This is a genomic window from Gilliamella sp. LMG 34362 (genome assembly GCF_984569125.1).
On sequence record NZ_OZ474902.1, the window covers coordinates 2,165,861 to 2,178,863 of the forward strand.

13 protein-coding genes are annotated in these 13,003 nt (G+C 33.9%); 12 read left to right on the forward strand and 1 reads right to left on the reverse strand.

Annotation, left to right across the window (positions count from 1 at the left end; genetic code table 11):
- Positions 1 to 3 precede the first annotated feature (3 nt).
- The 12 genes from AC5LWZ_RS09905 to AC5LWZ_RS09960 are packed head-to-tail and all read left to right on the forward strand — an operon-like array spanning position 4 to position 11,512.
- The gene (locus AC5LWZ_RS09905) at positions 4 to 567 is read left to right on the forward strand and encodes a COG4648 family protein (protein ID WP_294883494.1); all 564 of its coding nucleotides are present in this window, start codon (positions 4 to 6) and stop codon (positions 565 to 567) included.
- Positions 537 to 1,907, forward strand: a complete 1,371-nt coding sequence (locus tag AC5LWZ_RS09910) for an AMP-binding protein (RefSeq protein WP_493463612.1) — start codon at positions 537 to 539, stop codon at positions 1,905 to 1,907. The genes AC5LWZ_RS09905 and AC5LWZ_RS09910 overlap by 31 nt, the downstream gene beginning before the upstream one ends.
- Positions 1,904 to 2,266 (forward strand): 3-hydroxyacyl-ACP dehydratase FabZ family protein, encoded by a 363-nt coding sequence (locus AC5LWZ_RS09915; protein ID WP_294883490.1) that lies wholly within the window; start codon positions 1,904 to 1,906, stop codon positions 2,264 to 2,266. The genes AC5LWZ_RS09910 and AC5LWZ_RS09915 overlap by 4 nt, the downstream gene beginning before the upstream one ends.
- Positions 2,257 to 3,990 (forward strand): glycosyltransferase family 2 protein, encoded by a 1,734-nt coding sequence (locus AC5LWZ_RS09920; RefSeq protein WP_493463613.1) that lies wholly within the window; start codon positions 2,257 to 2,259, stop codon positions 3,988 to 3,990. Before AC5LWZ_RS09915 ends, AC5LWZ_RS09920 begins: the two co-directional genes overlap by 10 nt.
- Complete coding sequence (locus AC5LWZ_RS09925) at positions 3,983 to 4,405, forward strand: acyl-CoA thioesterase (RefSeq protein ID WP_294910744.1); 423 nt, start codon at positions 3,983 to 3,985, stop codon at positions 4,403 to 4,405. Before AC5LWZ_RS09920 ends, AC5LWZ_RS09925 begins: the two co-directional genes overlap by 8 nt.
- The gene (locus AC5LWZ_RS09930) at positions 4,402 to 5,007 is read left to right on the forward strand and encodes a LolA family protein (RefSeq protein ID WP_493463614.1); all 606 of its coding nucleotides are present in this window, start codon (positions 4,402 to 4,404) and stop codon (positions 5,005 to 5,007) included. The genes AC5LWZ_RS09925 and AC5LWZ_RS09930 overlap by 4 nt, the downstream gene beginning before the upstream one ends.
- A gap of 43 nt (positions 5,008 to 5,050) precedes the next feature.
- Positions 5,051 to 7,294, forward strand: coding sequence for an MMPL family transporter (locus tag AC5LWZ_RS09935; protein WP_493463615.1), 2,244 nt, complete (start codon positions 5,051 to 5,053; stop codon positions 7,292 to 7,294).
- A gap of 30 nt (positions 7,295 to 7,324) precedes the next feature.
- Positions 7,325 to 7,894, forward strand: coding sequence for a DUF3261 domain-containing protein (locus tag AC5LWZ_RS09940; RefSeq protein ID WP_198191813.1), 570 nt, complete (start codon positions 7,325 to 7,327; stop codon positions 7,892 to 7,894).
- 3 nt (positions 7,895 to 7,897) lie between these two features.
- A complete protein-coding gene (locus AC5LWZ_RS09945) occupies positions 7,898 to 9,079 on the forward strand; it encodes a beta-ketoacyl-[acyl-carrier-protein] synthase family protein (RefSeq protein ID WP_493463616.1) in 1,182 nt (393 codons plus the stop codon).
- Positions 9,079 to 9,552, forward strand: coding sequence for a hotdog family protein (locus tag AC5LWZ_RS09950; protein WP_198191815.1), 474 nt, complete (start codon positions 9,079 to 9,081; stop codon positions 9,550 to 9,552). The genes AC5LWZ_RS09945 and AC5LWZ_RS09950 overlap by 1 nt, the downstream gene beginning before the upstream one ends.
- Before the next feature lie 5 nt (positions 9,553 to 9,557).
- Positions 9,558 to 10,289, forward strand: coding sequence for a 3-ketoacyl-ACP reductase FabG2 (locus AC5LWZ_RS09955; RefSeq protein ID WP_086354113.1), 732 nt, complete (start codon positions 9,558 to 9,560; stop codon positions 10,287 to 10,289).
- Complete coding sequence (locus tag AC5LWZ_RS09960) at positions 10,286 to 11,512, forward strand: beta-ketoacyl-ACP synthase (protein WP_086354114.1); 1,227 nt, start codon at positions 10,286 to 10,288, stop codon at positions 11,510 to 11,512. Before AC5LWZ_RS09955 ends, AC5LWZ_RS09960 begins: the two co-directional genes overlap by 4 nt.
- Positions 11,513 to 11,699: 187 nt before the next feature.
- Here AC5LWZ_RS09960 and purD read toward each other — a convergent pair whose 3' ends face one another.
- Positions 11,700 to 12,989 carry a phosphoribosylamine--glycine ligase gene (gene purD / locus AC5LWZ_RS09965; protein ID WP_493463617.1) on the reverse strand — a complete coding sequence of 430 codons (1,290 nt, stop codon included), beginning with the start codon at positions 12,987 to 12,989 and terminating at the stop codon, positions 11,700 to 11,702.
- Between the last annotated feature and the right edge of the window lie 14 nt (positions 12,990 to 13,003).

Sequence of the window (13,003 nt, forward strand, 5' to 3'; positions counted from 1 at the left end):
TTAATGAATAAGGTAAAGTTAATAATAAAAGCAATAACAGGGGTTATCCTGTTTTGCTACCCTCTGGTTATTTACTTATCTTTCAAATATCAAGTAATCAATATTGCTATTTTATGTATTGTTACATTCTTAATATTGAGACTAATTACATTACCTAATTTATTTTCAAATATAGGTTGGTTAGCTAAAGTTGTAACGTGCTTTGGGTTGTTATTAGCATTAATTAGTTGGGTATTTAACGAATTTCAATTCTTACTTTATTACCCTGTAGCAACTAACCTACTATTCTTAATCTTTTTTGGCTACTCATTATATCAACCACAAAATATTATTGAAAAATTTGCCAGATTAAAAGAAGGTAATTTAACACCGAGTACGATTGAATATACAAGAAAAGTAACTATTTGTTGGTGTTTACTTTTTATATTAAATGGTTCAATTGCACTAATTACATGTTTCATTAATGATATGTATTGGTGGACAATATATAACGGATTAATAAGTTATATCTTTACTGGACTATTAATGGGGGGAGAATGGATTGTTCGTCAAAAACTAAAACATTAGTTTTATTATCGGAGCAATTATTACGCCCTGATTATGAAATAATAGCATACAGAAAACACCTACCACTTACAGTTGGTGATTTAAAAAAACTAACCAATACTATTGTCAGCAAAATTAGAAAACATCCAGAAAAAAACTGGGTTTTATTCATGGATGACAGTTTTAATTTTGTTGCAGGACTTTTCGCTCTCCTATATTCAGGAAAACATCCACTGCTACTAAATCCTAACTATATTGAGTTACAACACTATTATCAGGCAATATTAACTGATATTGATATCGCAAATATTAATTTACCAACTACAATACCAATCATTGATATCAATCAGCTTCAATTAGATGGGAAAATTAGTACAATCAATCCAAAATTTAAACAACCATCATTAACATTATTTACCTCAGGTTCAACTGGATTACCCAAACCAATTAAGAAGTCAATTTCTCAACTTGAAGATGAAATTGCGATATTGATAAATAATTTAGGCGCACCAACCAATGATCTATTTGTTGCTTCTGTGTCACATGAACATATGTATGGGCTAACTTTCAAAATAATGTTATCGTTAAGTTGTAAAATACCTTTTGTATGCGAAACAATACTCTATCAAGAGCAATTAGCGACTTACCAATCCCAAAAAATAACTTATATTACAACGCCATCAATTATTAAAAATTTAGATAATAAATTACCAATTATTAAGTGTGAAGAGGTGTTTTCTTCTGGTGGAAAACTGAGTTTCGACAATGCTCAATCTTGCTTACAAAATTTCAACGTATTACCTTGTGAAATTTATGGTTCAAGTGAAACAGGAATTATAGCCAAAAGAAAGCAAAAATCGTTAAATACACCTTGGGAACTTTTTTACCCAATCCAAATAAAATACACCTCAGATCATCAACCACTATTGATATCACCATTACTGCAGCAGGCTGAATTACTAAGCGATAAATTACAAAAAATAGATGATACAAAATTCTATTTAAAAGGTCGCATAGATAAAATAGTCAAGATTGCCGAACAACGCTTATCCCTTACATTTATAGAAAAACAAATAAATAAACTTGCAGTAGTTGAACAAGTAATTGTGATTCCATTAGAACAAAATAATCGAACCATTTTAGGCGCCATTATCAAAATAAACTTAACAAATAGTAAAGAAATAGATAACTTTAACCACTTTAAACTTACACAATATTTTCGACATTTACTGAAAGATACATTATCATTAGTCGAAATGCCGAAAAAATGGCGTTTTATTGAAAATTTTCCGAAAAATTCACAGGGTAAATGCACTTATACTGACTTAAAAGCATTATTTGATGCAACAGATAAGATATGAAAAAAGAGTTAGCCACAGAAATAAACATTATAAAAACTGAAACAGAAGCTAATATTGAAATCACCATACCACCAGATCTTTTTTGGTTTCAAGGGCATTTCCCTACACAACCAGTATTACCTGGGGTGACACAGCTTAATTGGGTTCTTGGTTATGCCCAAAAGCTATTCAATTTTAATTTATCAATATCATCCATTGAAGTAGTAAAATTTCAATCACCGATATTACCCAATGATCATCTAAAATTAACCTTAATTTGGGATAAAGATACCCAAAAACTAAAATTTACTTATAGTTTTATTACCAAGTACAATAACAATAAGATAGCAAGCACAGGAAAGCTTACCCTATGTCAGTAGCAGCACCGCACTTGTCTGATAGTTATTGTTTTATTATCCCTTGTTATAATCATAGTGATGCATTAGCCAATGTACTCAAAAATATTGAGCAATATCAGATTCCTTGCTTTTTAATTGATGATGGTAGTGCATATGAACAAGCACAAAAACTAATTGAAATCAGTAATCGATACCCATGGGTAAATCTAGTTCGATTATCTTCAAATAAAGGTAAAGGTGCGGCTGTGATGTGTGGATTTAACCATGCATTTAATCAAAATTTTGATTATGCCATACAGATTGATGCAGATGGTCAACATGATAGTAAAATTGTAAGGCAACTTATCGAACAATCTAAATTAAACCCGAATGCATTGATATCTGGTTGTCCTGTCTATGATGATTCAGTGCCAAAACATCGCCTCATTGCAAGGTATATAACCCATTTTTGGGTATGGATAGAAACCTTATCTTTTAATATAAAAGACAGTATGTGCGGATTTCGTATTTATCCTTTAAAACCAACATGTAAACTGACAAAACAATACCAAATTGGTAAAAAAATGGACTTTGATACCGACATCATGGTTCGATTATATTGGCAAGGCATCGATTCAGTTTTTGTACCAACTCATGTGACTTATCCCATTGATGGAGTTTCTCACTTTAAAGCCTGCAAAGATAACCTATTAATTAGTTGGATGCATACACGACTTTTTTTTGGCATGTTGCCACGAATACCAAAATTAATAAAACATAACCGATTGAAGAAAAATAAAGGTACGCACTGGTCACAAACTGAAGAACGCAAAGGTCTATTTGGTATTAAATTAATTTTAATGTTATATCGCCTATTAGGTCGTCGAGCGGCTCAAATAATCATGTTCCCGGTAATTAGTTATTTCTGGTTAACTGGAAAAAAACAACGGCAAGCATCCAAAATATATTTAGAAAAAATTCTTAAACAATATCAAAATGTTCCTTTAATAGAGAAGAAAAAATTAACTTCTTTCCAACATTTTCAACATTTTGGTGAATCACTCTTAGACAAACTTGCCAGCTGGCAAGGTGATATAAAACTTGATGACATTTATGCACCGAATAAAAACGAATTTTTAAAGTTAGTTTCTGAACAAAAAGGCATTATATTAATTTGTTCCCATCTAGGTGATATTGAAATGTGTCGAGCACTAGCTGAAATATCACATAATGTGAAAATTAATGCCCTAGTTCATAAACGTAATGCAGTACGATTTAATCAAGTATTAAAACAAGTTAATGAAGCTTCGATTATTAATTTAATTGAAGTCGCAACTTTAGGTGCAGATACAGCCATATTACTTCAGCAAAAACTAGAAGCTGGTGAATGGGTCGCTATCATTGCAGATAGGACTTCGGTTAATCCATATCAGAGAGTACCCGAAAACTCAATTATTTGGGCAAACTTTCTTGGTAAACCTGCTCCCTTTCCTAAAGGACCGTTTGTATTATCTTCTGCATTAAAATTTCCTGTTTACTTTTGCTGGGGATTAAAACCAAACGGGCGATTCCAAATATACCTTGAACACTTTACTGATGAGTTAAAACTATCAAGAAAAAACAGACAAGAAGAACTTGAACAAATCGTACAGTTTTACGCTAATAGGCTAGAATATTATTGTCTACAATCACCACTTGATTGGTTCAATTTTTTCGATTTTTGGCAATTTAATCCACCTGAAACACTTAGTAATAAAGATGAATAATTTTAACAACTGCTATATCACTATCGACTATACCCCATCTTTTCATGATACTGATGCTATGGGTGTTGTTTGGCATGGTAATTATCTTAAATTTTTCGAAAAAGCTCGCGAAGCCTTATTTAGAAAATTTAACTACGGTTATAAAGAAATGATTGATTCCGGTTATCTATGGCCGATTGTAGATGCCAAAATCAAATATACCGCACCAGTGCTAGCTGAACAAACCTTAGAAATTAATGCCAAACTTGAAGAATATGAGCATAGAATAAAAATAAGCTACCTAATAAAAGATAAAAAAACAGGTAAAAAAACGACATCAGGCTATACAATTCAAGTTGCGGTATCGGCTGCTAATCAAGAAATGACCTTTGTCACACCTGACATATTTTTGCAATGTTTTGGATTAATCAAATGAAAAAATACCTTACTATTTTATTCTCGGCACTACTATTAACCTTTTCAACTATATCCAGTGCAATAACGTTAACTGATTTACAACAGTTATTTAGTAAAAACCAAGTTGTTCGTGCTGATTTTGTTCAAGATCGCTATATTAATGGTTTAACTGCACCCATTCATTCAACAGGAAAAATGATCATATCCAAAGAATTAGGATTATGGTGGCAACAAAAGACACCTTTTGCGATGACATTAAAAATGAATCAACAACGGATGGAACAACGAATAGAAGGCCAAGATCCAGAAATTATAACTGCTGAAAAACAGCCACAACTTTTTCAATTTAACCATCTCTTAACCGCAATTTTCACTGCCGATAAAGATATGCTTGAAAGTAATTTTGATATAACGCTAACCGAACAAAATAAATATTGGACCGTAACACTACAACCAAAATTAGCGCCTTTAAACAAAATTTTCAAACAGATAATTCTCAATGGTAAATCTTATTTGGAAAAAGTTACCATTAATGATATGCAAGATGATAAAACAGAGCTGACATTCGCAAATCATAAAACAATGAAATTAAGTCAAAATGAACAATTGTTATTCCGATAATCGATTAATATTAACAAGAAGAGCAATTCTATGGTTAATAATAGTGGTCTGTCTGATTTTTACTGCATATAATCTTTTAGTTAGCAGTAAAATCAATAGTAGTGTTTTATCTTTATTGCCAAAAGAACAAACCAACAATGTTCCAACTGAACTCATTGACGGCTTCCAAAATCGATTGGACAAACAGTTAGTCTGGTTAATTAAGCCGGAAAATAATGAATTAGAACCTGTAAATTGGTGGTATCAAACTTTAAAAAAGCAATCTTTTATCGGTGAAGTAAATGGTTATTTCGACGAACAATTTCAAACAAAGTGGGGAGAGTTTGCATTCAAATATCGCTACCAATTGCTCGATACGAAAACCCAAGAAAGATTAAAAAATCATACGCAACTAAATTGGATTCAAAGCCAATTATATTCTCCTTTTAGCGGGATAAGTGCGACTGAATTAGAAAATGATCCGCTTTTACTAACACGCTCATCACAATTGAATCAACTAGCAAACTCAGGTGGATTAACTATCCAAAATAATTGGTTGTCTGGACAAGACAACCTAGGCAATCAATGGTATATGATTTACGCTGAGTTAAATGATTCATCATTTAATATGAGTCAATCACATCAGATCACCTCTCAGTTAAATGATCTTACCAAACAATTACATGAACAATGGCCAAGTGTTGAAATTTTAAAAAGAGGTGTGCTGTTCTATAGCGATTATGCCAGTAGTGAAGCTAAAGATGATATCACCACAATTGGTAGTCTATCAATTATCGGTATTGTAATATTAATTATTAGTATATTTCGATCCATAAGGCCGATAATTCTATCTTTACTGTCAATTTTTATTGGTTTAATTTGTGGTTTAATTGCGGTTTTAACTCTATTTGGTGAAATTCATATTATGACACTAGTTATGAGCACTAGTGTCATAGGTATAACCGTTGATTATTCACTTCACTACTTAACAGAACGACTGTTACATGGGAATCAAGAATCACCTTATGCCAGTTTAAAAAAACTAATATCAACGCTAACTTTAGCATTATGTACAAGTTTTATTGCTTATATTATTTTACTAATTGCACCTTTTCCTGGTTTAAAACAGCTATCCATATTTGCAGTATTTGGCTTGATAGGTGCTTTTTTAACCGTTATATGCTGGTATCCATTACTAGTTAACAAATTGCCTGTCCGTGAACATGTTGGTTATAAATTATTAAATCGCTGGTTAAATTTATGGCAATATAAACAGATGCAATGGTTAATGGTATCGATTGCAGTATTATTTATTGGTTATGGCTTAATTAATTTAAAGGTCGATGACGATATTGGAAAACTACAAGCATTACCAGTACAATTACAACAACAAGAACAAAAAATTATCAGCATCACCCATCAGACAACTGATCAAAAATGGTTTATCGTGTTTGGTGATACAGCTGAACAAACCTTGCAACGACTAGAACAATTTTCACTCAAACTTGAACAAGCCAAATTAGCAGGTTATTTTGAACAATATCAAAGTATAAATTTACCTTCGATACAGAAACAACAACAAAATATTGAATTAGTAAAACAATACAGTCCAGAAATTTTATCCTCATTAACGCAAATGGGAATTAAAACTAAGTTACCTGACCTTAATAAGAAACAAGCGATTATTACACCAGAGCAATGGCAACAAAGTGAACTTAGTCAAGGTAGAAAATTACTTTGGTTAACTTTACAATCAGGACAAAGTGCTACATTAATTCCAATAAGTGGTATTAAAAATATTAATGAAATTAGAAAATTATCTGACGTTGATCAAGGTATTCATTGGCTTGATCGCCGAGATGAATTTAACACTATGTTTGCCTTCTATAGAATACACTTATCCCAACTTATTGCTGGTGCTGTAACCATTATTTGCTTGTGCTTTATATTTTATCATCGTAAATATGGTATAAAAGCAGCATTAAAAAGCACATTACCAACATTATTATCAATTGGAATAGCATTAGCTATGCATGGCATAACTAATCAAACTCTTAATTTATTCTCAATGTTAGCACTAATTCTTGTTATTGGTATTGGTATCGACTATAGTTTATTTCTTAGTAATGATAAAAGCCAAACTCAAAGTGCGTTATTAGCAGTTTTTATGGCTGCGTTAACCACAATATTATCTTTTGGCCTATTAATAATAAGCCATACTGTCGCAATCAAGGGGTTTGGATTGGTATTAACCAGTGGCATTTTTACTGCTTTTTTATTTGCTCCATTAGTTATCAATAATAAATAAAACAAATAATGAAATATTAGGTATAAAAGGATGAAGAAATATTTAAATTTAACTTTGTTATTATTAAGTCTATTGATTTCAGCTTGCTCATCTCAACCTAAATCAGAAGCTTGGTTGACCAAAGAAACTAAAGTTAACTTACCAAAATTAGATATCAATCAAAAATATCATGATCAACAATTGTTAACATTCAAATACAATAATAAAGAAAACTCAATTATCACAATTGTTGACATCAAAAATAATCAGTTAACCGTAATGGGACTTTCAACTATCGGTATTCGTCTGTTTGAAATTCAATACAACGGCAGTGAAATCAAAGCGAAACAACATATATTTATCCAACAACTACCTCCACCAGAACAAGTATTATCGGACATCATGTTGAGCATTTTGCCGACAGCTGCATGGCAACTAGTATTACCTACTGATTGGCAACTCATTGATAGCGATTTATCTAGAACCCTTATTAATGGCCAACACGAAACTATTATTAATATCACCTATAATAAACAGCCCGCAGCTGTTATACGAAAACCAATTAAAATTGAACATGCTGTATTTGGTTATCAAATTGCAATTCAAAGTATGGAACAATAATAGATGATTTATATTGCTGCGCTTGGCGCTATAAACACTTTAGGAAACAATAAACAACAAATCGCTAATAATTTATTAAAAAATTATTGTGCTAAACATTGCTTAACAAAAGAAGAAGGATGGTTATTTAATGGCCAAAAAACTTGGTTAGGGAAAGTTACTGATGATTTACCCTCTATTCCTGAGCATCTGGTGCAATATTCAACAAGAAATAATCAATTACTCTATGCGGCATATTTGCAAATTAAACAACCGATACAACAAGCTATCGAAAAATATGGTGCCAAACGAATAGCGGTCATAATGGGTACAAGTACTTCGGGAATACATGAAGGTGACAACAATATTAAGCACTATCTAAAAACACAGCATTGTCAGCCAAATTTTCATTACCATCAACAAGAATTAGGGGATCCATCTAGATTTTTGACAGAACTACTAAACTTAAAAGGTCCTAGTTACAGCATTTCAACCGCTTGTACATCTAGTGCTAAAGCTGTAATGAGTGGACAACGATTGATTGAATTAGGTTTAGTTGATGCAGCGATTGTTGGAGGTGCTGACAGCTTAAGCAGAATGCCACTTAATGGCTTTAATGCACTTGAAGCACTATCAGATAACCCTTGCATGCCTTTCGCTCAAGATCGCAACGGCATAAACATTGGTGAAGCTAGTGGCATAATCTTATTAACCAAAGAAGAATCGAGCGATATTGTACTATTAGGCACTGGAGAATCCTCGGATGCTTATCATATTTCATCCCCTCATCCGGAAGGATTTGGAGCACAAGCTGCAATGGAAATGGCATTACACAATGCTAACTTAACACCAGATCAAATTGGCTATCTCAATTTACATGGCACAGCAACAATTCTTAATGACCAAGCTGAAAGTAAGGCTGTTTATCGTTTATTTAATCAAAACTTGCCTTATTGCAGTTCAACTAAACATCTAACTGGGCATACATTAGGTAGTGCAGCAATTACTGAATTGGCCATAGGCTATTTGTTACTTAACCAAAATATTTATTTACCACAGCAAGATTTTTCGACTTCTCCTTATGATAAAAATCTAGACAAAATCAATATAGTTACAGAAAAAATGATGCTACAAACACCAATTATAATGTCAAACTCTTTTGCTTTTGGTGGCAATAATGCATCACTTATTATTGGAAAAGTATAATGCAATATCAATCAGCAAGTTTCTATTTACCACACAAAACGCCAATGATCATGATCGATAAAGTTCATTTAGTTGACGATAAACAAAGTATCTGTAGTGTGAAAGTGACGAAAGATGGCATGCTCTCCCCATTTTTAAATGATGATGATCAACTACCCAACTTTTTTGCTATCGAATTAATGGCCCAAACCATTGGTGTTTGGAATGGATATCATGACACAAAAAAAAATCACTCACCACAATTGGGTATGTTACTAGGTGGCAGAGCAATAAAAACTACATTACCAGCATTTGCTCTTAATAGTGAATTAATAATAACCGCCAATTTAGTTCTTTTTGATGCAAAATTGGCTAATTTTGATTGCCACATTACTATCAATCAACAATGTGTTGCATCTGGTAAACTAAATGTTTATGAACCCGATCAAAGCGAATTGGCTCAACTTTTTGGTTCCCAGCGACTAGGAGGATAAGGATAATGAATCGAACAATACTTGTCACTGGAGCAAGTAAAGGAATTGGTAAAGCAATTGCTTGCAAATTATCATTAGATGGTTTTGATATCGTTATACACTACCATAGTGATAAACAAGGTGCGCTTGAAACGCAAAAATTCATAGAACAAACAGGTCAAAAAAGCAGACTCATACAATTTGATATCAGCAACACAGAACAATGCCAACAAGTAATTGAAGCCGATATTGAACTGCATGGTGCTTATTACGGTGTTGTGAATAATGCTGGAATTATTCGAGATGGGGCTTTTCCTGCTCTAACTCAAGATGACTGGAAATCGGTAATTCATACCGATCTTAATAGTTTTTACAATGTGTTACACCCATGTATTATGCCCATGATTGGATTACGTGATGGTGGAAGAATTATTGTTATATCATCAGTTTCAGGTATCGTTGGCAATCGAGGGCAAGTTAATTATAGTGCTGCCAAAGCAGGTGTAATTGGTGCAACCAAAGCGTTAGCCCTTGAACTAGCTAAACGAAAAATTACTGTTAATTGCATTGCACCAGGTTTAATTGATACTGGGATATTGGATATGGAACCAATAGCTTTAAAAGAAGCAATGAACATGATTCCACTGAAAAGAATGGGACACGTTGACGAAGTTGCAGGACTTGCAAGTTATTTAATGTCAGACAATGCTGGGTATATAACACGGCAAGTCATTTCAATAAATGGAGGAATGGTATGACAAAACGAGTAGTCATAACAGGAGTTGGTGGCATTACTGCATTTGGTAGCGAATGGACCGAAATTGAACACAAATTAAAACAATTAGACAATGCTGTTCGATACATGCCTGAATGGGAAATCTATGACGGATTACATACCAAGCTTGGTGCTCCTATTGATAATTTTGTATTGCCTGAACACTATACAAGAAAAAAAACCCGTTCTATGGGCAGAGTTTCTCTACTCTCAACCAAGGCAACTGAAATTGCCTTAGAAAAAGCAGGATTGTTAGATGACCCCGAACTAACTAATGGCAATACTGGCATCGCATTTGGATCATCAACAGGTAGTACTCAACCAGTTGCGTCATTTGCAACTATGTTAAATGAAAAACATACCAATAACATCACTGCAACAACCTATATTCAAATGATGCCGCATACTACTGCTGTTAATACTGGCTTATTTTTTGGTTTGAAAGGTAGATTGATCACAACATCAAGTGCTTGTACATCTGGCAGCCAAGCGATTGGCTATGCTTACGAGGCAATAAAATACGGTATGCAAAAAATAATGGTAGCTGGTGGTGCCGAAGAATTATGTCCATCGGAAGCAGCAGTCTTTGATACTCTATTTGCTACTAGTCAACTTAACGACACGCCTAAACTATCACCACGGCCGTATGATCGCGATCGCGATGGTTTAGTTATTGGTGAAGGTGCAGGAGCATTAGTTTTGGAAGAATATGAACATGCCAAAGCTCGCGGAGCGAAAATTTATGGTGAAATTATTGGCTTCAAAACTAACTGTGACGCCAGTCATATTACTCAGCCAAGACAAGAAACAATCCAGTATTGTATCGAACAATCATTAAAAGATGCAGGATTAGATGCTAACCAAATTGGTTACATTAGTGCGCACGGCACCGCTACCGCACGAGGAGATGTAGCTGAAAGTAACGCGGTTGCAAATATTTATGGTAATAAAACACCAATATCATCATTAAAAAGTTATTTTGGTCATACCCTTGGTGCTTGTGGTGCAATAGAAGCGTGGTTAACGTTAGAAATGATGCACTCAGGTTGGTTTAACCCAACTATTAACTTAAATGATGTGGATCCACAATGCGGTGATCTTGATTATATTGTCGGTGAAGGGCGAAATTTAGATATTGAATACTTTCAAACTAATAATTTTGCTTTTGGTGGTATTAATACTTCAATTATAATCAAAAGAATATAGTTTACTCTTTTAGACATTACAAATACCCCAAACAAATTTTTTAAGAAAATTTTTTTTGGTTCTATTTGTGCTATAAAGAGGCTATGCTTAACTTTTTGGGGTTAAAAAACCCCTCTCCTCAATTTTTTTTAACTTATTAACAGATAAAAAATAGCGCTATACAGCGCTATTTTTATTGATTAGTCTTCTAACTATTTTTTTCTCGTTCAATAGCTCGATAACCAATATCATGACGATAGTAACAACCATGCCAATAGATATTTTTAAGTTGTTCATAGGCATATTGTTGAGCATCAGATACCGTGTTACCTAGTGCAGTAACACAAAGAACTCGCCCACCATTAGTATATACTTGTCCATTTTCTAAGCTGGTTCCAGCATGAAAGACTTTGTAATCTTGATCTATTTCAGCAGGTAAGCCTAAAATGACATCTTTAGTATTGTAATCACCAGGGTATCCACCTGCAGCAAGAACTACCCCTAAAGCAGGTCTTGGATCCCATTGTGATTTAACTGTGTTTAATTTACCCTCTACAGCAGCTAAACAGAGTTCAACCAAATCAGATTGCATTCGCATCATTATTGGTTGGGTTTCAGGATCACCAAATCGACAGTTAAATTCAATAACTTTTGGATTACCTTGTTTATCAATCATTAAACCGGCATAAAGAAAGCCAACATACACATTACCTTCCTGTGCCATGCCATTAACTGTTGGATAGATGACTTGTTCCATCACTTTAGTAAATACATCATCAGTTACCACTGGCGCTGGTGAATAAGCTCCCATTCCACCAGTATTAAGACCTGTATCACCATCGCCCACTCGTTTATGGTCTTGGCTAGTTGCCATTGGTTCAACATGTTCACCATCGACCATAACAATAAAACTGGCTTCCTCACCATCAAGAAACTCTTCAATGACAACTCGATGACCTGCATCACCAAAGGCATTATCCGCTAACATATCATGTACAGCATCTTCGGCTTCTTTTAGCGTCATAGCGACAATCACACCTTTACCAGCAGCTAAACCATCGGCTTTTATCACAATTGGCGCACCTTTTTGGCGAATATATGCAATAGCAGGCTCAATTTCGGTAAAATTCTGGTATTCAGCCGTTGGGATATTGTGACGAGCTAAGAAGTCTTTAGTAAAAGCTTTTGATCCCTCTAACTGTGCAGCCGCTTTAGATGGGCCAAAAATTTTCAATCCAGCTTTTTGAAAACTGTCAACAATGCCGATAACTAATGGCGCTTCTGGTCCGACTATGGTTAAGTCTATTTGTTGCTCCTGTGCAAAATTTAATAGTCCGGCAATGTCGGTTGCTTTTATATTGATGTTTTCTAAATTTGTTTCAAGTGCGGTACCTGCATTACCCGGCGCAACAAATACTTTGGTCACTAATGGTGATTGTGCTGCTTTCCATGCTAAGGCATGTTCACGCCCACCATTACCGATAACTAAAACTTTCATACAAGGTCCTTTCA

Excerpts from the sequence above, each read along its gene's own strand:
- AC5LWZ_RS09905 (WP_294883494.1), top strand. The coding sequence starts at position 4 with ATGAATAAGGTAAAGTTAATAATAAAAGCAATAACAGGGGTTATCCTG.
- AC5LWZ_RS09910 (WP_493463612.1), top strand. The coding sequence starts at position 537 with ATGGATTGTTCGTCAAAAACTAAAACATTAGTTTTATTATCGGAGCAA.
- AC5LWZ_RS09915 (WP_294883490.1), top strand. The coding sequence starts at position 1,904 with ATGAAAAAAGAGTTAGCCACAGAAATAAACATTATAAAAACTGAAACA.
- AC5LWZ_RS09920 (WP_493463613.1), top strand. The coding sequence starts at position 2,257 with ATGTCAGTAGCAGCACCGCACTTGTCTGATAGTTATTGTTTTATTATC.
- AC5LWZ_RS09925 (WP_294910744.1), top strand. The coding sequence starts at position 3,983 with ATGAATAATTTTAACAACTGCTATATCACTATCGACTATACCCCATCT.
- AC5LWZ_RS09930 (WP_493463614.1), top strand. The coding sequence starts at position 4,402 with ATGAAAAAATACCTTACTATTTTATTCTCGGCACTACTATTAACCTTT.
- AC5LWZ_RS09940 (WP_198191813.1), top strand. The coding sequence starts at position 7,325 with ATGAAGAAATATTTAAATTTAACTTTGTTATTATTAAGTCTATTGATT.
- AC5LWZ_RS09945 (WP_493463616.1), top strand. The coding sequence starts at position 7,898 with ATGATTTATATTGCTGCGCTTGGCGCTATAAACACTTTAGGAAACAAT.
- AC5LWZ_RS09950 (WP_198191815.1), top strand. The coding sequence starts at position 9,079 with ATGCAATATCAATCAGCAAGTTTCTATTTACCACACAAAACGCCAATG.
- AC5LWZ_RS09955 (WP_086354113.1), top strand. The coding sequence starts at position 9,558 with ATGAATCGAACAATACTTGTCACTGGAGCAAGTAAAGGAATTGGTAAA.
- AC5LWZ_RS09960 (WP_086354114.1), top strand. The coding sequence starts at position 10,286 with ATGACAAAACGAGTAGTCATAACAGGAGTTGGTGGCATTACTGCATTT.
- purD (WP_493463617.1), bottom strand. The coding sequence starts at position 12,989 with ATGAAAGTTTTAGTTATCGGTAATGGTGGGCGTGAACATGCCTTAGCA.